The sequence below is a fragment of the Sphingomonas sp. KRR8 genome, from assembly GCF_023559245.1.
In the GTDB taxonomy this organism is placed as follows: domain Bacteria; phylum Pseudomonadota; class Alphaproteobacteria; order Sphingomonadales; family Sphingomonadaceae; genus Sphingomicrobium.
Map to the genome: position 1 here is coordinate 1476300 of NZ_CP097462.1, position 20617 is coordinate 1496916.

Below are 20617 nucleotides of genomic sequence, written 5' to 3' on the forward strand. Positions count from 1 at the left end.
GGGTCGCGCAGCCTCCCTAGCGTGGGCCGCATCCATCTCTCCCTTGCGAGGCTCCATGCGTCACCATCTGATCCTGTTTGCGTTGCCGATCGTTGCCGCCTGCTCGACTACTCCCGCACCCAGAATGATACCTTCCGACATGATCAAGACCGACCCCGGCGTGCCACCCGACCATGTTGCACCACCGCGCACCACCCTCGCCTACCCGCAGACCCGCCGCGAGGATGTTACAGACACGTTCTTCGGCACCACGGTCGCCGACCCCTATCGCTGGCTCGAGACCGACGCCCGCAACTCGCCGGAAGTACGCAGCTGGGTGAACGCGCAGAACAGCGTCACCAATGCCTTCCTCGCCACCTTGCCCGGCCGCGAGACGCTGAAGGCACGGATGACGGAGCTCTACAATTATGAGCGCACCGGCACCCCGGTGAAGAAGGGCGGCCGCTATTTCTACCAGCGCAACACCGGCCTCCAGAATCAGTCGCCGCTCTACGTCCGCGACAGCCTGAACGGGCCCGAGCGCCTGCTGGCGGACCCCAACACGTGGAGCAAGGATGGCGCCACCGCGCTCGCGGAATGGACCCCCAGCGAGGATGGCAAGCACCTCCTCTACTCGATCCAGGACGGCGGCACCGACTGGCGCACGGTCAAGGTGATCGACGTCGCCACCGGCAAGCCGACCAGTGACGAGATCAAGTGGGTCAAGACGTCCGCGGGCGACTGGATGAAGGACGGGTCAGGCTTCTTCTATACCCGCTTCCCGGAGCCGCCAGCCGGCGCCACCTTCCAGGCCACCAACGAGAACAGCACGGTCTACTTCCACAAGCTCGGCACCCCGCAGAGCGCCGACCGCAAGGTCTTCGCCACTCCCGACCAGCCCAAGCGTGGCCATTACGGCGCGGTGACCGAGGATGGCCGCTACCTTCTCATCCTGACCAGCGAAGGCACGGACAATCGCAACGAGGTGCGCGTCGTCGACCTGAAGGCGAAGAACTGGACGCCGCGCACGCTGATCGCCGGCCTCGACAACGAATGGAGCCCGATCGGAAATCGCGGGACCACCTTCTTCTTCCAGACCAACAAGGGAAGTCCGCGAAACAGCGTCGTCTCGCTCGATATCGCCCAGCCCAATCCGCAGCCGCGCACGATCATCGCGGAGCAGGCGGCGACCCTCGACGGGGTCAGCCTCGTCGGCGGCAAGCTCATCGCCTCCTACCTCGAGGACGCGAAGTCCGCGGTCCATGTGTATGACCTGACCGGCAAGCTGGTGCGCAACGTCGACCTGCCCGGGCTCGGCACGGCGTCGGGCTTCGGCGGCGAGGACAAGGACAACGAAACCTTCTTCGCCTTCTCCAGCTACAACCGGCCGACCACCGTCTATCGCTACGACGTGGCGAGCGGCCAGGCGACGCCCTGGGCCACGCCCAAGCTGACCTTCAATCCCGACGATTTCACCGTCGAGCAGCGCTTCTTCGCCTCGAAGGACGGCACCAAGGTGCCCATGTTCATCGTCCGCAAGAAGGGCACCAGCGGTCCGGCGCCGACCCTGCTCTACGGCTATGGCGGGTTCAACGTCTCGCTGACGCCGGGCTTCTCCCCCACCCGCCTCGCCTGGATCGAGGCTGGCGGCGTGTGGGCGCAGGCCAACATCCGTGGCGGCGGCGAATATGGGAAGGCGTGGCACGACGCCGGCCGCCTCGCCAACAAGCAGAACGTATTCGACGACTTCATCGGCGCGGGCGAGTATCTGAAGGCGCAAGGGATCACCGGGCCCAACCAGCTGGCGGTCGAGGGCGGCTCCAACGGCGGCCTGCTGATCGGCGCGGTGGTCAACCAGCGCCCCGACCTGTTCGCCGCCGCCCACCCGGCGGTGGGCGTGATGGACATGCTGCGCTTCGACCGCTTCACGGCCGGGCGCTACTGGGTCGACGACTACGGCTATCCCAACAAGGAAGCCGATTTCCGCACCCTGCTGGCCTACTCACCCTACCACAACATCAAGATGGGCGTGCATTATCCGGCGGTGCTGGTGACCACCGCTGACACTGATGACCGCGTCGTCCCAGGCCACAGCTTCAAGTACATCTCGGCCCTGCAGAATGCCGACCCCAACGGCCAGCCACACGTCATCCGGATCGAGACCCGGGCAGGCCACGGCTCGGGCAAGCCGACCGATAAAATCATCGAGGAAACCAGCGACGTCTACGCTTTCCTGGCGAAGTACACCGGCCTGGCCATCAACTAAGCAAAGGAGGGCGCCGGCAGCTACCCGCCGGCGCCCTCCTCCCGTCTTATTCCTTCAACCCGCCGGTCACCTCCGGCTCGTCGCTCGGCACGCCGGGCAGCGCCTTGTGCCACCCCAGACCAGCGCTTGCCTGGACCCTCGCGGGGCGGAGCATTTGCAAGGCTCGCTTCCTGTGACACAAAGCAGCCGTTCATCCGCCAAGGAGAGCCGATCATGCTTCGTGAATTTAAGGCCTTTATCGCTCGCGGCAACGTCCTCGACCTCGCCGTTGCGGTCATCATCGGCGCCGCCTTCGCCGCCATCGTCAGCTCTCTTACCGACGACGTCATCATGCCGGTCATCGGCCAGCTCGCTGGCGGCCTCGACTTCTCCAGCTACTTCGTCCGGCTGGGTGAGGTCCCGGCCAACTACGCCGGCTCGCTTACCGACTATGCCGCGCTCAAGAAGGCGGGCGTGCCGCTGCTCGGCTATGGCGCCTTCCTGACGGCGCTGATCAAGTTCGTGATCCTCGCCTTCATCATCTTCCTGCTGGTCAAGGCGGCCAACCGGGCGATGGGAAAGCGCCTCGACGCCGAGGAAGCGACCGCGGAGGAGATCCTCCTCCTTCGCGAGATCCGCGACTCGCTCCGCCGCTAGGCTAGAACCGCCCGCACTGGTTGGGCGCTGGCCGTCCGGCGAAGCGATCGTCGATCCACGCCAGCGTCGCCGCCGCGCTCTGCTTGGCGGTGGTCGCATGGTCCTTGCCGGGCAGATCGATCCAGCCCACCCGCACCCGGTTGGCGCACATCCGCCGGGCGAAGGCGCGGGTCACCGCCGGCGCGACCAGCGGGTCGCCCTGGGTCTGCGCGAACAGCACCGGCACCCGGCTGACTGGTGACGTGCTGTTGGCCCGCACAAAGCTCGACCAGGGCGGCAGCGTGCCAAGGTCGGTGCGCTTCAGGTCCTGGCGAAGCGCAAGGATACCGAGCAGCGTGCCGAGCTTGGGGCCGCTGTCGACCACCACGCAATTCGCCGCCATGCGCCGGATGATCCCGGGCGTGCGCCGTGCGCCGATCTGCAGCGGAACGCCATAATAGCTCGACCAGCTGTCGGTCGCGAGCGCCGTCAGGAACGCCTTGGCGTTAGGGTCGCTCGCCTTGCGGAAGTTGGCGGCAAGGTCCGTCGGCGGAGCGCCGGCGGCCACACCCACCAGCTCGAGCCCGGCTCCTTCGACACCGGCCAGCTGCCCCGTCCACAAGGCCGCGTGTCCACCCTGGCTCTCGCCCCATACCGCAAAGCGTCGGCCCGCCGCGGCGGCGGGGATGGCCTGTGCCGCCCGAACGGCGTCCAGCACCGATCGCGCCGTTGCCGTCCCGACCAGATACGGATGCGGCCCGGGATTGCCGAGGCCGATGTAATCGGGCGCCACCACCACGTAGCCGCGGCTCACGGCCTCGATCGCCGGGGTCTTGGCGAAGAAATTGGGGCTGAGCGAAGGGCCGCACTTCTCCGCGGTACCCCACGTCCCGTGTGTCCAGGCGAGCACCGGACGCGGCCGGGCGGGCACGGCTTCACGCGGCGCCACGACCACGCCGGTTACCTCGCGAGCCCGCCCGCGATCGTCGGTGGTGAGATAGCGGATCTTCCACGCTTGGGTGCCCGCCGGCGTCTCCACCATCGGGTCGGCCGCGATCAGGCGGCCGGCCTGCGCCAACGCCGGCGAGGCGGCCAAAGCACTGCCGAGCAGCGCGGCGGTGAGTGCAAGCTTGCGCATGAACCTCCCCCATGTCGGTTGTTCCGGAGGCAGAACCAACGGAACCGAACTATGTTCATACCGTCTATAGTCCAGACCCGGCCTCGGCCCGATCAGGTCCGCACAGCTGAATGAAGGGCAACACAGTCTTCAGTCACGGTGCAGACCGACTCGGGCAAAAGGGGCACGATCGGCGGGAGGGCCCGCCTGACAAGTAAGGAGAGTGGCCATGAAGGCTGTTCGTACACTTCTCATCGGTGGTGCTGCCGCGGCGGTCGCCACCATCGGCCTCGCGACCCCCGCTGCCGCCCAATATTATCCGTATGGCGGCTACAATTACGGCTACGGCGGCGGCGCCGGAGACGTGATCGTCGGATCCATCCTCAACAACATCCTGCGCGGCAGCTGGAGCGGCGGCGCGTATAATTACAACGGCTTCGACTACGGACCCGAGCGCTATGCCGTCGCTCAATGTTCGCGAGCGACCGAGGCTCGCCTCAACGGCGGCTACGGCGGCTATAACCGCTACGGGACTTGGGGCGGCGGCGGCGCCCGCGTGACCCAGATCGAATCGGTCCAGCGCACCGGCAAGGGCAATGTCCGAGTCCATGGCTGGGCCGGACAGGGCGGCTTCCGCGGCAACTATGGCGGCTATGGCGGATATGGCTACAACGGCGCCTATGGCGGCGGTGCGCCTGACATCTTCTTCAACTGCAAGGTGGATGTCCGCAGCGGCCAGATCAGCGACCTGCAGATCCAACGCCGGCGCTACGGCTATGGTTACGGGTACGGCTACTAAGTCCGCAGCCACAAGGTGACAAAGGAGTGCGCGGGCCCTAGTGGTCCGCGCACTTTTTCGTTGTGCGAAAGGCCTGACCTCCCGTGACCCTGCAGCCGGCCGAAACCCTCCTCATCGTCGACTTCGGCAGCCAGGTGACCCAGCTCATCGCCCGCCGCGTCCGCGAGGCCGGGGTCTATTGCGAGATCGCGCCCTTCAACGCCGCCGAGGAAGCGTTCAACCGCTTGCAGCCCAAGGGCATCATCTTCTCCGGCGGCCCGTCCTCCGTGACCTGGGAAGACAGCCCGCGCGCGCCGCAGGTCCTGTTCGACAGCGGCCTGCCCCTGCTCGGCATCTGCTACGGCCAGCAAACCCTGCACCAGCAGCTTGGCGGCACCGTCGTAACCTCCGACCAGAAGGAATTCGGCCGCGCCTTCATCGAGGTGGTCGCCCCGTCCGCCCTGTTCGACGGCCTTTGGCAGGTCGGCGAAAAGCACCAGGTGTGGATGAGTCACGGCGACCGGGTCGAGAGCCTGGCCGAGGGCTTCTCCGTCGTCGCCCGCTCCGAAGGGGCGCCCTTTGCCATCGCCACCGATGAGGAGCGCCGCCGCTACAGCCTGATGTTCCACCCCGAGGTGGTCCACACGCCCGATGGCGGCAAGCTGCTCGCCAACTTCGCCCGCCACATCTGCGGCTGCGGCGGCGAGTGGAGCATGGAGGCCTACCGCCAGGCCAAGATCCGCGACATCCGCGATCAGGTCGGCACCGGCAAGGTCATCTGCGGCCTGTCCGGCGGCGTCGACAGCGCGGTCGCCGCCGTCCTCATCCACGAAGCCATCGGCGAGCAGCTGACCTGCGTCTTCGTCGACCACGGCCTGATGCGCGCCGCGGAGGCCGAACAGGTCGTCTCGCTTTTCCGCAACAGCTACAACATCCCGCTGGTCCATGTGGAGGCGGAGGAGCTGTTCCTATCCGGTCTGGCCGGCGTCGCCGACCCGGAGGCCAAGCGCAAGTTCATCGGCAAGACCTTCATCGACGTGTTCGAGACGGAGGCGACAAAGATCGGCGGCGCCCAGTTCCTGGCGCAGGGTACGCTCTACCCCGACGTGATCGAAAGCGTCAGCTTCACCGGTGGCCCGTCGGTGACCATCAAGAGCCACCACAATGTCGGCGGTCTGCCCGAGCGCATGAACATGCAACTGGTCGAGCCCCTGCGCGAACTGTTCAAGGACGAGGTGCGCGAACTCGGCCGTGAGCTTGGCCTTCCCGAAGCGTTCGTCGGCCGTCACCCCTTCCCCGGCCCGGGCCTCGCCATCCGCATCCCCGGCGAAGTCACCAAGGACAAGTGCGACATTCTCCGCCGCGCCGACACCATCTACCTCGAGGAAATTCGCAACGCGGGCCTTTACGATGCCATTTGGCAGGCCTTCGCCGTGCTGCTCCCCGTCCGCACCGTTGGCGTGATGGGCGATGCGCGCACCTACGACTACGTCTGCGCGCTTCGCGCCGTGACCAGCGTCGATGGCATGACCGCCGACGTCTATCCCTTCAGCAGCGACTTCCTCAGCCGCACCGCGACCCGCATCGTCAACGAGGTCAAGGGCATCAATCGGGTGGTCTACGACTATACGTCCAAGCCGCCCGGCACGATCGAGTGGGAATGAACGCGGGACCGCAAGCATCCGGGGGATGCTTGCGGGCTTGATCATCTGCCGCCAGGCCGTAGCGCCGGCTCAGCGCGGCCGAACGACCTCGCCATCTTCCTTCGTGAAGCCTTCAGGCTGCTGTTCCAGCAGGTCCAGCACCTGCTCAGATGGCCGCGTCATCCTGGTCCCCTTGGGCGTGACCACGATGGGGCGGTTCACCAGGATCGGATGCTCAACCATCGCCGCGAGGATGGCCTCGTCACTGACCCCGGCCCCCAGCAGCCCCAGCTCCTCCGCGGGCGTGCCCTTGGTCCGAAGCACATCGCGCGGACCCACGCCCATGGAGCTCAGCAGCTGCTCCAGCCGCTCGCGGGTCCAGCCTTCCTTGACGTACTCGACCACGGTCGGCTGGTAACCCGCCGCCTCGATCATCGCCAGCGTATTGCGCGACGTGCCGCAGGCCGGGTTGTGGTAGATGGTGATGGGAAAGTCGCTCATGGCCGCCGCTCCTGCCTGAACAGCCATCCGCCGATCAAGCCTCCCGCCATCGCCCCCACCAGTTGTCCGCCGATGAACCATGGCAGAGACACCGGCGCGATCCCGGCAAAGGTGTCGCTCAGCGACCGTGCCACGGTGACCGCCGGATTGGCGAAGGATGTGGAGGCAGTGAACCAGTAAGCGCTGGTGATGGTCAGCCCGACGATGACCGGTGTCGCGTCGGGTCGGAAACGAAGCGAGCCCAGGATCGCGATGATCAGCGTGAAAGTCGCGACCACCTCCGACCAGGCCTGCCCCGGCTCGCCGCGAAGTCTGGTAGAAACCTGCCACAACGCCTCGCCGAACATCAGGTGTGCTGCCCATACCCCAAGCACCGCGCCCGCCAGTTGGACCGCCACATAGGCGACCGAGTGTCTCGCCGAAATCTCACGCCTCCAAGCGAACACGAGCGTCACCGCCGGGTTGAAGTGCGCACCGGACAAGGGCCCGAAGATGGTGATCAGCACCACCAGGCCAGCGCCGGTTGCAAGGGTGTTGCCCAGCAATGCGACGGCGGCGTTTCCGCCTGCCAGCCGCTCGCCCATGATCCCCGACCCGATCACGATGGCCAGCAGCAGCGCTGTGCCCAGCCCTTCCGCAAATAGCCGCTGCCCCAGGCTGAAGTCCTCCAGCGGAGGCTCGAGGCTGGCGCGGTCGGCGACGGTCATGACCTTGTCATTAGGCGGCGCTCGTTACGGGGCCAAGACGATGCGCTTGCTCAATGGGCTGTTCACGCCCACCTTCGGCAAGCGAACGGTGAAGAGCGGAGCGCATGGAAAGCATCGGCGACGACCTCACGGCCATGCGGCCGACCCCCTTCAGCGACGAGGAACTGGCCGCCATGCGTGCCGCTGGGGAAGAGCGCACCTACTCGTCCGGCGATATCGTCCTGTCCGCGGGACAGCCCCAGGACCGCTTCGTGCTCGTCCTCGAAGGCGAGATCGAGGTGGTCGATCCGGCTACCGACCTGCGCATGATGGAATCCAGCCTCCGGGCGGGACAGTTCATGGGCGAACTCGGCTTCCTCAACGGCGCTCCGATGACCTTGGCGATGCGGGCGTCCATGCCGACCCGGACGCTCGAAGTGCCGCGCCCGGCCATGCTGGCGCTGATGGGCCAGGTGCCCGAGATCGGTGACCATGTCCTGACCGTCTTCGCCGCGCGCCGCCGGATGATCGTGGCGGAAGGCCGCAGCAGCATCTTCCTGTTCGGGCAGGACGATGACCCGGCGATCGCGCGGGTCGCGAGCTTCCTGTCGCGTAATCGCATCGCTTTCCGCAGCGCTCCGGCAGCCGACGGTCCGGGCGGCCGCCCGGGAGTGTCCTTCGCCGGAGAACCGATCGTCCCGCCCACCACCCGCTGCCTTGCCGAGCGGCTCGGGCTCCATCTCGACCCCGGCACGGACGAGCAACTCGACCTGCTCATCGTCGGCGGCGGGCCGGCCGGAGTCGCGGCGGCGGTCTACGCGGGCTCCGAGGGGCTGTCCGCGCTGGTGATCGAGGACAGCGCCATCGGCGGCCAGGCCGGGACCAGCAGCCGGATCGAAAATTACATGGGCTTCCCGACCGGCATCTCGGGGGCCGACCTCACCTTCCGCGGCCAGGTGCAGGCGATGAAGTTCGGCACCCGCTTCGCCATGCCGCGCCGGGTCGAGGCGCTGGAGAAGACGGCCGACGGCTTCTGCGCCACCCTCGATGACGGTGCCCGGCTGTGCGCCCGCGCGGTGCTGGTGGCGACGGGCGTCCAGTATCGCCGCTTGCCGATTGACCGCCTGGCCGACTTCGAGGGCGCCGGCGTCTACTACGCCGCGACCGAGATGGAGGCGCGCTTCTGCCGCGAGACGGAAGCGGTGGTGATCGGCGGCGGCAACAGCGCGGGTCAGGCCGCCATGTACCTGTCGCGCACCGCCCGTCACGTTCACCTGCTGGTCCGCTCGGGCTCGCTTGCCTCCACCATGAGCGCCTACCTGCGCGATCGGCTCGAGGCCGACCCGCGCATCACCATCCATTACCACAGCCAGCTGTGCGGCCTCGACGGCGATGACAAGCTCGCGGCGGTGCGCATCGCCGGCCCAGACGGCGAGCAGACCCTTCAGGCCTCCGCCCTGTTCATCATGATCGGGGCCGCGCCCAACACCGACTGGCTGTCAGGGCTGGTCGAGCTCGATCCCAAGGGCTTCGTCCGGACCGGCCGCGACGTGGGCGGCGGCAGCGGATTCGAGACCTCGCACCCCGGCATCTTCGCCGTTGGCGACGTCCGCGCCGGCTCCGTCAAGCGCGTCGCCTCCTCGGTGGGTGAGGGCTCGGTCGTGGTCAGCGCCATCTGGAGCCACCTCAACCCGCCGCCCGCAAGCACCGGCATCGGCGGGTGAGCGCCGCGCCACCGATACCGATCAAGCGAAGGGTGCTCGGCCTTCTCGCGGTGGCGGTCGCGGTCTGGCTGCTCATCGTGCTCTGGGTGGCGGGGCATGACGCCTGGCTGGGGATCAAGATCGACGATCCTTATTGGCCGTTGCGCCTCCGCAGCCTGCTCGTCCTCGCCGCCGTCTTCGGCCTTCCGATTGCCATCGGCGCGAGCCTGCTCGTCGGCCTGCCGCTCTGGGCGTTGGCCGAGCGCCTGGGCCTCCGAACCCGCCGCGCCGGCCTGCTCATCGGCGCGCTCGCCGGGCTGTGTATCGGCGGCCTGGGCACGGCCTATACAGTGCTTCGGCTGGTTCCCGGACAGATGTTCATGAGTGATGACGAGGTGATCATCGAGCACGGCCACCTCACCGCCATCGGTTGGGCCAACGAGGGCTGGAACGCGCTCGAACTGGCGCTGCTCGGGGCGCTCGCCGGACCGCTCGCGATCCATGTCGCACGGCGTCGCCCCTGACCTCCCCGGTTAACGTCAACTTGCCGTTTACCGGCGTCTTGACGCCGCCGCTCCGCTCGGCTGCATCGCTGTTCCATGCGCAAGCTCCTTCTTCCTGCCGCCGCCTTCGCTACCCTGCTGGCGGGCTGCGCGACGACTCCGACCCGCACCGTGCAGGCACCCCCGCCGGCCCCCGTCGCCGAGCTTACGTACAAGTGGACCAACGGCTTCGCTCCGCAGGCCCGCAAGGACGCGCTCGCCACGTTCGGCCCGCTGGCCCTGCGCCCCGGCGATTTCCGCTTCACCCCGGCCATTCCTGATGGCGATGCCAAGGTCGTCATCGACCTGCTCACCCAGACCTTCTACGTCTACAAGGGCGACGCGCTGGTCGGCGTGTCCACCCTGTCCAGCGGCAAGAAGGGCCGCGAAACGCCGCTGGGCTTCTGGACCGTCTTCCGCAAGCAGGTGAAGGGCTATTCGCGGCGCTACGACAATGCGCCCATGCCGTTCATGCAGATGTATGACGAGAAGGGGATCGCCTTCCACGCCGGCGCCCTGCCCGGCTATCCCGCCAGCCACGGCTGCGTCCGTTTGCCCTACAAGTTCGCCGAGAAACTCTATGGCCTGACCAAGGTCGGAACCAAGGTCATCATCGAGGGCTGAGGGCGCATCTCGTTGGCAGCCATGAACAATCTTTCATTGGCATTCCACCTCAAGGCGAGCGCCGAAGGACTAAACCTACTGGCATTGAAGTAGGCTCGCTCGGCAAAGACTCCCTTCGTTCTGAGTTGATTGAGCCTCGCTGCATCCCGCCGGAGCCGGCCCGGGGCACCCCCTGTCCTCGGTCCGGCACCGGCGGGATGCAGCATGTTTCCAGTTCAGCCAGGCGTGATACAAGCATGCACCAAGGTGCGGTTCGAGAGGTGGCGATGGGCCGCAAGATTCTGATCGTTGAGGACGATGCCGAAACGGCATCCTATCTGACGCGCGGCCTCACCGAGGAAGGCCATAGCGTCGATCATGCCGCCAACGGTCAGGACGGGCTATTCCGCGCCACGGATGGACACTTCGACCTTATCATCCTCGACCGGATGCTGCCGGGGCTGGACGGAATCGCGGTCCTGAAGGCCCTGCGCGCGGCCGGCATCACCACTCCCGTGCTCGTCCTCTCCGCGCTGGCGTCCGTCGGGGACCGCATCGATGGGCTGGAAAGCGGCTCGGATGATTATCTGGTGAAACCCTTCTCCTTCGCCGAGCTGCTGGCGCGCGCCAATGCGCTGCTCCGGCGGAGCGAGGCACGGGTCAATGTCGATCCCAAGCTGACCGTCGCCGACCTCGAGATCGATCCGCTTGCCCGCAGCGTCCGACGCGCCGGCAAGAAGCTCGACCTCAAGCCGCGCGAATATCTGCTGCTCGAATATTTCGCCCGCAACGCCGGACGCGTGGTCACCCGCACCATGTTGCTGGAGAAGGTGTGGGACTATCATTTCGACCCAGGGACGAACGTGATCGACGTCCACGTCAGCCGCCTCCGGCGCAAGCTGGACGACGGGTTTGACAAGCCTCTGCTGCACACGGTGCGCGGCGCGGGCTACATGCTGGCGGCGTAGGCAAGGGTGCCGATCACGCTGCGCATCGCCCTGTTCGCGGGGCTTCTCGCGCTGCTGTCCAACCTTGCCGTGATCGGCTTCATCACCTTCCGCACGCACGACGAGATGTCGTCCAACCGCTACCGCCAGCTGCAGGAGCAGGGTGAGGCGCTTGCCGACGTCAATCGCAGCGGTGGCCTCCCCGCTCTGCGCAACGCCGTGCTCGACCCCGATCTGCAGAATGATCCGCAGGCGGTGGTCGCGATCGTCGACAACAACGGCAATCCGCTCGTCGGCTCACTTCAGTCGCGGCCCGACTGGCGGGAGCCGCTGCACGAGGGTTACCTCACCACGAAGGTCCGCAAGCACGGCGATCCGGTCGCCCGCGAAGCTTCCGTTCGTCTTTTCCGCGCCGACCCGCAGCACTGGCTGCTGACCGGCCGCCTCACCGGCGATGAGATGGCCGTACGAGAGATCCTCGAACGGTCATTGCTGATCGGCCTCGCCATCGCGGTTCTGCTCGGGCTGCTGACCGGCGGCCTTCTCGCGCAATTCGTCGAGCGTCGCGTCCGCGACATCGTGGGGATCACCAGCGCGTTCGGCGCCGGCGACTTCGCCCGCCGACTGCCGGTGCAGGCCAAGGGCGGGGACGCCTTCGCCGGCCTGTCGCGTCAGATCAATCAGATGCTCGACCGCATCGCCACTCTGATGGAAGAGCTTCGGATGCTCACCGACAGCCTGGCGCACGACCTGCGCTCCCCGGTCAGCCGCCTCCGCTCCGCCGCCGACGCCGCGGTCAGCGCCACCGACGAGCAGGAACGCGACCTGCTGCTCGGCAACGTCATCGCCCAGGCCGACTCGCTGATGCGCGTGCTCACCACCGTGCTCGAAATCGGCCGCTCCGAATCGAGGACCGCGCGAAGCCAGTTCACCCGCTTCGACCCCGACGAGCTCGGCCGCGAGCTGGTCGAGATGTACGAACCGGTCGCGGAAGAGCAGGGCGTCACCCTCTCCTTCGGCAGCGCGGCCCATCCCGCCACCGTCTTCGGTCACCGCCAGTTGCTTGCCCAGGCGCTCAGCAACCTCATCGAGAATTCCCTTAATTACGGCGCTTCGGGCGGAGAGATCCGCGTCTTCATCGCCGCCGACGAGGATACGCTTCGGCTTGGCGTCGCCGACCGAGGGCCTGGCATCCCGGCCGAGCGCCGTGAAGAGGCGCGCCGCCGCTTCGGCCGGCTCGATCCCAGCCGCTCGCGCCAGGGCGCCGGGCTTGGCCTACCGCTGGTGCAGGCGATCGCCCACCTTCATGACGGCGAGCTGGTGCTGCGCGACAATCGCCCGGGGCTAAGCGCGGAGCTGGAGCTCCCGCTGGACCCGCCGGCCGAAGCGACAGCCTAAAGCACGAAGGGCGGCGGCTCGACCGCTTGGCGTGGCCCCGCCTGAAGCTCGATCTCCCGCATCTTTCGGAAGTGCAGCGAACTTAGCTGCAGGTGCGCTCGCGCCACCCGGATGGAGCTGCAGGCCAACCCCAGGTTCAGCTCGCGGTTGGCTCGCTCGCGGTGATAGTCGAGGTCCTTGTCCATGCCGCCACCATGACCCGCGCGGATGGCGCTGCGGTGCCGGACTCGTGACGGCACGAAGACTCAGTTGATCAGCCACTCGGTATCGACGTTGCGCCACTCCGACGCGCCCACCAGCGCCTGATGGTTCATCCGGATCGAATGGATGGTCGCCTCGATCTCGCGCCGCCAGTGATCGAGGAAGTGGCTCAGCGCGGGATATTTGGGCGCGATGTCATATTGCTGGAAGGAGAATAGCTGCAGCAGGCTCGGATGATCCGGCATGAAATAATGCACTTCGACGAGGCTCAGCCCATAGCCTTGCAGCTGAAGCTCAAGGTCGGGGGTGACGAGGCCCTTGCGCATTGCTCCTCTCCGTTGCTCTCCTTGTCGACGCATATGGTTGCGATTGCGTTCCCAACGTCAAGCTGCGCCACTATGCAGGTGAACTTCTCAATCCAGAGGGCAGGAATGAACCGCGACGAACCTTTCGGTCCCGAGCCGCTGGCCCGCTGGTATTATGCCGGCGCGGTGGCGTCGTTTCTCGTCATGGCGATGGGCTGCTGGACCTACGTCCTCCAGGTCACCGCTGACCCCGCCCGCCTGTCGCTCGACGAGAGGCAGCTGCTTGCCATCACCCCCTGGTGGCAGACGGCGGCCTTCGCGATCGGCGTGTGGGCCGGGCTGGCAGGAAGCGTCGGCCTGCTGCTCCGCCGCCGCTGGGCCGAGCCGCTGCTGGGGATCAGCCTGACCGGTACCGCCTTGTGGTTCGCCGCCTTCATCCTCGTTCGCCAGATCCGCGAGACCGCGTCGTCCGACGTCCTCCTGGTGCCGGGCGTCATCCTGGTCCTGACCTGGACCATCTTCTGGTTCGCCCGGCATAGCCGCCAGCGCGCCTGGCTGCGCTAGGAGCCTGCCATGAGCACCTACACCCTCGACACCGCCACCAGCCGGGCCACGCCGTCGCCGGTTCCGGGCAAGCGCATGACCGTTCCTGGGCTCAAGGGCCGCAAGGCCGACGGCACCACCGCCGAGCCGATCGTCATGCTGACCGCCTACACCATGCGGATGGCGCAATTGCTCGATCCCCATTGCGACCTGCTGCTGGTTGGCGACAGCCTCGGCCAGGTGATCTACGGCCTGCCCTCCACCGTGCCCGTGACGCTCGACATGATGTGCGCCCATGGCGCCGCCGTTGTGCGGGGCAGCTGGCACGCGCTGGTCGCCGTCGACATGCCGTTCGGCAGTTACGAGGCGTCGCCCGAAGCCGCCTTCGCCAGCGCCGCCCGGATCATGAAGGAGACCGGCTGCGCAGCCGTGAAGCTGGAGGGCGGCGAAGCCATTGCCCCCACCATCCGATTCCTGACCGAGCGCGGCATTCCCGTCATCGGTCACGTCGGCCTCACCCCCCAGGCGGTGAATGCGCTGGGCGGCTATGGCGCGCGCGGCCGCAATCAGGCGGAAGCCGCCAAGATCAAGGCCGACGCCAGCGCCGTTGCCCAGGCCGGCGCCTTCACCATCGTGGTCGAGGGCGTGTTAGAGGACATCGCCACCGAGGTCGCGCAGGCAGTCGAGCCGCCCGTCATCGGCATCGGCGCTTCCGCCAGGTGCGACGGCCAGGTGCTGGTTACCGAGGACATGCTTGGCCTGTTCGAACGGACCCCGCGGTTCGTGAAGCGCTATGACGACCTTGCCGCCCGCATCTCGGCCGCGGTCGAGACCTACGCCGGCGAAGTCCGCAACCGCAGCTTTCCCACCGCCGATCAGACCTATCGCCCCAAGGCCTGAGCCGCCGCTTGTCCGCCGCTCTTTGCCTCGCGCGCAAAAGCTTCTAGACGCGCGTGCTGCCAAGCTTCTGTTCATCCGCCATCGGGTGAAGGGGCAAGGCAGGCGTCATCACCACTTCGAAAGTCCGCATCCTTGGCTCTGGCTCCCGGCGAAACGCACGAAAGCTTCATTCGCGAGGTCGACGAGAATCTTCGTCGCGACCAGGCCGAGAATTTCGTCAAGCGCTACGGCAGCTGGCTGATCGCGGCGCTGGTCCTGTTCATCGTCGCCGCTGGCGCCACCCTCTGGTGGCAGGAGCACAAGCGTCAGCAGGCCGCCGAGCATAGTGAGCAGCTGCTCGCCGTCCTCAACGACGTTGCCGGAGGCCGCAACGGCAAGCCGGTGCAGGACAAGCTCCAGGCGATCGCGGACCAGAGTGACGATGAGTTCGCCGCTCTGGCGCAGATGACGCAGGGCGCACTGGCGCAGGGCAATGGTGACCGCGCCAAGGCGCTTGCCGCCTACATGGCGGTGGCCGCCGACAAGGGCCAGCCGCAGTCCGTCCGCGACGCTGCGCTCATCCGCCAGACCGCGGTCGAGTTCGACAGCATGAAGCCGGAGGACGTGATCGCCCGCCTGCAGCCCTTCACCGAACCCGGCAACCCGTGGTTCGGAACCGCCGGCGAAATGACTGGCGCCGCCCTGCTCAAGGCCAATCGCAAGGCGGAAGCGGGGCGCCTGTTCGCCCGCATCGCCGAGGACAACAACGTGCCGGGCGGCATTCGCTCGCGGGCGCAGCAGCTTGCCAGTTCGCTGGGGGTGGACGCCGCGACCGGGCTCGCCGGCGGCCAGTAAGGTTCCAAAGGATCGTGATTCACATGAAGAAGAGCATCGTCGGGGTGATGATCGCGGCCGCCCTGCTTGGCGGCTGCAACCCCTTGAAGGGCCGGGTCAAGAAAACCCCCGTGGTGGGCGAGCGGACCTCGGTCCTCACCCGTGACGCGGACATCGCGGTTGATCCTGCCACCGCCTCGGCGCCCTTCTCGCTGCCCGGCGCCACGACCAACACCGACTGGCCGCAGCCGGGCGGAACGCCGAACAAGGCCATTGGCCATGTCGCGCTGCCCGCCAGTTTCAGCCCCGCCTGGACCGCCAGCGTTGGCGGCGGTGACCGCCCGAACGAGCGGCTCGCCGCGGCTCCGGTGGTCGAGGGTGGCAAGGTCTTCACCATCGACACCAGCTCCACCGTGCGCGCCTTCGACGCCGCCAGCGGCCGCCAGCTGTGGGCGACGCAGTTCGGCACCAACAAGCGCAACGCCGCCTCGCTGTTCGGCGGCGGCGTGTCGGTCGGCGGCGGCCGGGCCTTCGCGACCAATGGCCTCGGCTATGTCGCGGCGCTCGACACGACCAATGGCGGGGTCGTCTGGACCGTCCGCATGGGCGGCCCGCTGCGCGGCGCCCCCTCGCTCGACGGCACCAACGTCTACATCATGAGCCAGGACAACCAGATCACCTCGCTCAAGGCATCGGACGGCACCACCAACTGGACCAATCCGGCCAGCCTGGAGATCGCCGGCGTGTTCGGCACCGGCGCTCCGGCCATCGCCCAGTCGACCGTGGTCGCGGGCTTCAGCTCGGGTGAGCTCAACGCCTACCGGGCGGAGAACGGCCGCAACGTCTGGCAGGACGCGCTTGCCCGCACCTCCATCTCCACCTCGGTCGCGACCCTGTCGGACATCGACGCCTCGCCGGTGATCGACAATGGCCAGGTCTTCGCGGTCGGCCAGGGCGGCCGGATGGTCGCGATCGACCTGCTCTCGGGCCAGCGCATCTGGGAACTCAACATCGCCGGCATCTCGACTCCGGCCGTGGTCGGTGACTGGGTGTTCGTGGTGACCGACGACGCCCGCCTCGTCGCCATCGCGCGCGCCTCGGGCAAGATCCGCTGGATCACCCAGCTGCCCGGCTACGTGAAGCAGAAGAGCAAGTCGGGCGTCATCACCTATGTCGGCCCGGTCGCCGCCGGTGGCCGCCTGCTGCTCGCCAGCTCGACCGGTGCGCTGGTCAGCGTCAATCCGGACAATGGCGCGGTGCTGGGACAGGTCAACGTCGGCGCCGGTGTTCACCTGGCCCCGGTGGTCGCCAACAATGCGCTCTACATCCTCGATGATCGCGCCCGGCTGCACGCCTACCGCTAGGTCATGACCGCAACGCCGGCCCGCCGATGGCCTCCACTGGCCGCGATCGTCGGTGCGCCGCGCTGCGGCACGACCAGCCTCGCCAATTACCTGATGACGCATCCAGCGGTGACCTTCTCGTCGCCGAAGGAACCGCATTACTTCACGATCTTCGACCTCGACGGCCTCGGCGATGCCGAGCTGCGCGAAACGGTTGAGCAGGGCTATCTCGACCGCTTCTTCGGCGCTGACTGGCGCGATGCCGAGCTGTTGATGGAAGGCTCGGTGTCCTACCTGTTCGGCGCCGACAAGCTGAAGCCGCTGCTGCGGCTCTGGCCCGACGCCAGGTTCATCATCGCCGTCCGCGACCCGATGACGATGCTCCCGTCATTGCATCAGCGCTACCTCGTCACGGGCGACGAGACCGCCACCAGCTTCGTCGAAGCCTGGCAGCTGGTGCCCGAACGAGCCGCCGGCCGCCGAATCCCGGCAAGCTGCCTCGACCCCCGCATGCTGCGCTACGACATCGCCGGCAGGCTCGGGGATGCGGTGGAGCATTTCTTCGACGTCGTCGGCCGCGAACGCTGCCACGTCGTCGTCCACGACGATCTCATCAGCCGCCCGGCCGACGTCTATGCCGGAATGCTGAACTTCCTCGACCTGCCCCACGACGGCCGCACCGACTTCCCGCCGATGCGCGCCGCTGCCGGGGTCCGCTGGCACTGGCTCCAGCGCCTCCTTCAGCGCCCGCCGCTGGCGAAGCGGCTCCTCGCCGGCCGCCGCTTCCGGGCGAAGCTTGCCAAGGGCTCGGCCAAGCCCACCCCCGCGCCGGTCACCGCCATCATGCGCGCCCGCAAGCAGCTCATCCGCTTCAACGAGGTGCCGGCCTCCAAACCCCACCTCGACCACGCCCTTCGCCAGCAGCTGCACGAGGCGTTCGCCGCCGACACCGCCAAGCTCGGCCGCCTGATCGGCCGCGACCTCTCGCACTGGCTGGCCGTGGAACCCGCCGGCGAGGCTAAGCCTCGGCGGGCCTGATGTCATTTGACTCGCCGCGCGCTTGAGCCCAGCCCTTGCACTCGCGCTGGGGGCCTTCGGGATCGCGCGACGTACATTCCCTGGTGAGCGTCAACGCCAAGCCAATGGGGACCCATATGAAGCAGATCATCAAACTGGCTGTTGCAGCGGCCGTGGGCGCGCTTGCGTCCGGCACCGTCGTCTATGCGCAGGCCGGCGCACCGGAACCGCCCAAGGCTCGCGTCGCCCTCTACCGGGCAGCGCCGGGACAGCAGATCGCCATGCTGAAGTATTTCGCCGCACAGGACCGCGCGGCGCAGGCCGCGGGCGTCCCGACCGGCAAGCTGTACGCGCACACGGACGGCGACAGCTGGGATTATCTGGCGATCGACCCGGTCACCACGCCAGCGCAGGATGCCGCTGTCGACGCCGCGGCCAAGCGGATGGGCCTGCCAACCGGCCCCGCCGCCTCGCTCGAGCTGCGCAAATTTATGGCTTACCACACCGACACGTTCGTCATCGGCCCGGTGACCGCAGCCGACTATCTGCGCATGGCCGGACAATAAGGAAAAGCGGCGGCCCGGCGCCAAGCGTGCCGGGTCGCTACTGCTTGTGTGAGCCCAACGTCCGCTTTCGACCCATTGCGGACATTAGAGGGGCGGAGGCCGAGTGTCGGTCCAGCATGAGGTTAGGCGACCTTGAGCTTTGCGCCACCAGCTCGCCAGTGGCCCGATATACTCGGCAAGGCGCTCCGTTCGCATGCCCTCTCCCTCGTATGTAATCAGGGACAACAGCGGCGTGTCGGACACGATTGGGTGCGAAGCGTTGCGCTCCTGCGACCTGACCTGCGGAAGCTGGCTCATCTCACTTCGAAGTGCCGGGCAGTCGTTCCCGTCGATGTATCGATGAAACTTCAAGGTCGTCGCCTCGCACTTACCTGCGCTTTGACGACCGCACCGATCGCTTTCCTCGTCGTAGGTCTCGGCAAACCAGTGGGCATTTGCCCCTACTCCGCTTGAGAGGAACGAGGTGGAGTTATGGCTTTCGATACCCAACCCGCCGCCTTCTTCGAGAAGAGCAAAGCGCGGCATCGCACGATCACTGCGCGGCTGCTCGCTTGCTGCCGTGGTAAGAGCGAGAGCGCCGGTAACTAGAACCTGCCACATGAGCCGGCCACTACGCTACGCAATGTCCGCTTTCCACCCATTGCAGACATTCGCCCGCACTCTTGCACAATAGGATAACGCCTGCTGGACTGCGGATGCGGGCTGTCGCGTCTTTGACCAACGAACCCAATATGGCTGCTGGCAGGCGTGGTGAACAGAAGACGCCGGCACTACCCTCACCAGGGAAACATGGAAACTTCGGTCCACCGAACCTTCCTCTTCACCCCCGAAGTAGGGAAACTTGGCAACTTGTCGCCCCGCGACGTCGGACGATTGCTGGCGGGCAGCGCTCTTGCCCCAGCGGCCCTCCTCCGCTAAGGGCCCGCCACTCCAGAAAGCACTGGAACAGCCTGCGGGAGGATGCCTCGTGCATCCGTCTGGACCGCTCAACTTGAAACGAGAGTGACATGGCCAAGAAAATTACCGGCTATATCAAGCTGCAGGTGCCGGCCGGCGCCGCCAATCCCTCCCCGCCGATCGGCCCAGCCCTGGGTCAGCGCGGCGTGAACATCATGGAATTCTGCAAGGCGTTCAACGCGTCGACGCAGGAGATGGAAAAGGGCATGCCGATTCCGACGGTGATCACCGTCTATGCGGACCGCTCCTTCTCCTTCGCGACCAAGAGCCCGCCCGCGAGCTTCCTCATCAAGAAGGCCGCCGGTCTGAAGTCGGGCTCGAAGGAGCCGGGCAAGGTCAGCGCGGGCACCATCAAGCGCTCGGCTCTGTCGCAGATCGCCGAGACGAAGATGAAGGACCTCAATGCCAACGACATTGAGGCCGCGACCAAGATCATCGAAGGCTCGGCGCGCGCCATGGGCCTCCAGGTTGTGGAGGGCTAAGCAGTGGCCAAGCAGACCAAGAAGCAGAAGAACAGCGTCGGTCAGGTCGACCGTGAGAAGCTGTACGGTGTCGACGAGGCGATCAGCCTCGCCAAGAGCCTCGCCACCTCGAAGTTCGACGAGACCCTCGAGGTCGCGCTGAACCTGGGCGTTGATCCGCGCCACGCCGACCAGATGGTCCGCGGCGTCGTCAACCTGCCCAAGGGCACCGGCAAGACCGTCCGCGTGGCGGTGTTCGCCAAGGGCGCCAAGGCCGAGGAAGCCACCGCGGCCGGCGCCGACGTGGTTGGGGCCGAGGACCTGATGGAGACCATCCAGGGCGGCCAGATCGACTTCGATCGCGTGATCGCGACCCCGGACATGATGGGCGTCGTCGGCCGTCTCGGTAAGGTGCTGGGCCCCAAGGGCCTGATGCCCAACCCGAAGCTCGGCACCGTCACCATGGACGTCACCAAGGCGGTCACCGACGCCAAGGCCGGCCAGATCGAGTTCCGCGTCGAGAAGGCGGGAATCATCCACGCCGGCATCGGCAAGTGCTCGTTCGACGCCGCTGACCTGCGCGCCAACTTCGACGCGTTCGTCGACGCCATCCAGCGCGCCAAGCCGGCGGGCGCCAAGGGCAAGTACCTCCAGAAGGCGGCGCTCAGCTCGACCATGGGCCCGGGCATCAAGGTGCAGCTCGACGAGGGCGTTGCCTGAGGCAATACCCCGA

At 67.1% G+C, this 20617-nt stretch carries 22 protein-coding genes; 17 read left to right on the plus strand and 5 right to left on the minus strand.

Going from position 1 to position 20617, the window contains the following annotated elements; genetic code table 11:
* Positions 1-139: 139 nt before the first annotated feature.
* On the plus strand, positions 140-2245 hold the full coding sequence (locus tag M8312_RS07465; RefSeq protein WP_250119730.1) for a prolyl oligopeptidase family serine peptidase: 2106 nt from the start codon (positions 140-142) through the stop codon (positions 2243-2245).
* 213 nt (positions 2246-2458) lie between these two features.
* A complete protein-coding gene (gene mscL, locus M8312_RS07470; protein ID WP_250117099.1) occupies positions 2459-2881 on the plus strand; it encodes a large conductance mechanosensitive channel protein MscL in 423 nt (140 codons plus the stop codon).
* Position 2882: 1 nt separating this feature from the next.
* Here the strand turns inward: mscL and M8312_RS07475 are convergent, their stop codons facing one another.
* The gene (locus tag M8312_RS07475) at positions 2883-3998 is read right to left on the minus strand and encodes a lipase family protein (RefSeq protein ID WP_250117100.1); all 1116 of its coding nucleotides are present in this window, start codon (positions 3996-3998) and stop codon (positions 2883-2885) included.
* Between the two features lie 208 nt (positions 3999-4206).
* On the opposite strand from M8312_RS07475, the gene M8312_RS07480 reads away from it, so the two are divergent.
* Positions 4207-4776 (plus strand): hypothetical protein, encoded by a 570-nt coding sequence (locus M8312_RS07480; protein ID WP_250117101.1) that lies wholly within the window; start codon positions 4207-4209, stop codon positions 4774-4776.
* An 83-nt stretch (positions 4777-4859) separates the two neighbouring features.
* The gene (gene guaA / locus M8312_RS07485) at positions 4860-6419 is read left to right on the plus strand and encodes a glutamine-hydrolyzing GMP synthase (RefSeq protein ID WP_250117102.1); all 1560 of its coding nucleotides are present in this window, start codon (positions 4860-4862) and stop codon (positions 6417-6419) included.
* Between the two features lie 69 nt (positions 6420-6488).
* Here guaA and arsC read toward each other — a convergent pair whose 3' ends face one another.
* Positions 6489-6899, minus strand: a complete 411-nt coding sequence (gene arsC / locus M8312_RS07490) for an arsenate reductase (glutaredoxin) (RefSeq protein ID WP_250117103.1) — start codon at positions 6897-6899, stop codon at positions 6489-6491.
* On the minus strand, positions 6896-7606 hold the full coding sequence (locus M8312_RS07495) for an MIP/aquaporin family protein (protein ID WP_250117104.1): 711 nt from the start codon (positions 7604-7606) through the stop codon (positions 6896-6898). Before M8312_RS07495 ends, arsC begins: the two co-directional genes overlap by 4 nt.
* 104 nt (positions 7607-7710) lie before the next feature.
* Between M8312_RS07495 and M8312_RS07500 the strand changes: the two genes are divergently transcribed.
* The 5 genes from M8312_RS07500 (at position 7711) to M8312_RS07520 (ending at position 12778) form a co-directional block, all read left to right on the plus strand.
* The gene (locus tag M8312_RS07500) at positions 7711-9309 is read left to right on the plus strand and encodes an FAD-dependent oxidoreductase (RefSeq protein WP_250117105.1); all 1599 of its coding nucleotides are present in this window, start codon (positions 7711-7713) and stop codon (positions 9307-9309) included.
* A 32-nt stretch (positions 9310-9341) separates the two neighbouring features.
* On the plus strand, positions 9342-9812 hold the full coding sequence (locus M8312_RS07505; protein ID WP_250117106.1) for a hypothetical protein: 471 nt from the start codon (positions 9342-9344) through the stop codon (positions 9810-9812).
* Positions 9813-9887: 75 nt separating this feature from the next.
* Positions 9888-10454, plus strand: coding sequence for a L,D-transpeptidase family protein (locus M8312_RS07510; RefSeq protein WP_250117107.1), 567 nt, complete (start codon positions 9888-9890; stop codon positions 10452-10454).
* Between the two features lie 266 nt (positions 10455-10720).
* On the plus strand, positions 10721-11401 hold the full coding sequence (locus tag M8312_RS07515; RefSeq protein WP_250117108.1) for a winged helix-turn-helix domain-containing protein: 681 nt from the start codon (positions 10721-10723) through the stop codon (positions 11399-11401).
* A gap of 6 nt (positions 11402-11407) precedes the next feature.
* Positions 11408-12778: a sensor histidine kinase gene (locus tag M8312_RS07520; protein ID WP_250117109.1), complete on the plus strand. Its 1371-nt coding sequence runs from the start codon at positions 11408-11410 to the stop codon at positions 12776-12778.
* Here M8312_RS07520 and M8312_RS07525 read toward each other — a convergent pair.
* Both M8312_RS07525 and M8312_RS07530 read right to left on the minus strand, forming a co-directional pair.
* Entirely contained in the window at positions 12775-13017 is a 243-nt protein-coding gene (locus M8312_RS07525; protein WP_250117110.1) for a hypothetical protein, read from the minus strand. The genes M8312_RS07520 and M8312_RS07525 overlap by 4 nt on opposite strands.
* A 6-nt stretch (positions 13018-13023) precedes the next feature.
* Positions 13024-13305, minus strand: a complete 282-nt coding sequence (locus tag M8312_RS07530) for an usg protein (RefSeq protein WP_250117111.1) — start codon at positions 13303-13305, stop codon at positions 13024-13026.
* 78 nt (positions 13306-13383) lie between these two features.
* Here M8312_RS07530 and M8312_RS07535 point away from each other — a divergent pair, with 78 nt between their 5' ends.
* From M8312_RS07535 to rplA, 8 genes are all read left to right on the plus strand, one after another.
* Positions 13384-13848, plus strand: coding sequence for a hypothetical protein (locus tag M8312_RS07535; protein ID WP_250117112.1), 465 nt, complete (start codon positions 13384-13386; stop codon positions 13846-13848).
* A 9-nt stretch (positions 13849-13857) separates the two neighbouring features.
* Positions 13858-14727 (plus strand): 3-methyl-2-oxobutanoate hydroxymethyltransferase, encoded by an 870-nt coding sequence (gene panB / locus M8312_RS07540; protein WP_250117113.1) that lies wholly within the window; start codon positions 13858-13860, stop codon positions 14725-14727.
* Between the two features lie 132 nt (positions 14728-14859).
* Positions 14860-15561 carry a tetratricopeptide repeat protein gene (locus M8312_RS07545; protein ID WP_250117114.1) on the plus strand — a complete coding sequence of 234 codons (702 nt, stop codon included), beginning with the start codon at positions 14860-14862 and terminating at the stop codon, positions 15559-15561.
* A gap of 23 nt (positions 15562-15584) precedes the next feature.
* On the plus strand, positions 15585-16904 hold the full coding sequence (locus M8312_RS07550; RefSeq protein WP_250117115.1) for an outer membrane protein assembly factor BamB family protein: 1320 nt from the start codon (positions 15585-15587) through the stop codon (positions 16902-16904).
* 3 nt (positions 16905-16907) lie between these two features.
* Positions 16908-17921 carry a sulfotransferase family protein gene (locus tag M8312_RS07555; protein ID WP_250117116.1) on the plus strand — a complete coding sequence of 338 codons (1014 nt, stop codon included), beginning with the start codon at positions 16908-16910 and terminating at the stop codon, positions 17919-17921.
* Between the two features lie 116 nt (positions 17922-18037).
* Positions 18038-18466, plus strand: a complete 429-nt coding sequence (locus M8312_RS07560; RefSeq protein WP_250117117.1) for a hypothetical protein — start codon at positions 18038-18040, stop codon at positions 18464-18466.
* Between the two features lie 1007 nt (positions 18467-19473).
* Positions 19474-19905, plus strand: coding sequence for a 50S ribosomal protein L11 (gene rplK / locus M8312_RS07565; RefSeq protein WP_114228465.1), 432 nt, complete (start codon positions 19474-19476; stop codon positions 19903-19905).
* A 3-nt stretch (positions 19906-19908) separates the two neighbouring features.
* Positions 19909-20604 carry a 50S ribosomal protein L1 gene (rplA, locus tag M8312_RS07570; RefSeq protein ID WP_250117118.1) on the plus strand — a complete coding sequence of 232 codons (696 nt, stop codon included), beginning with the start codon at positions 19909-19911 and terminating at the stop codon, positions 20602-20604.
* Positions 20605-20617: the final 13 nt, after the last annotated feature.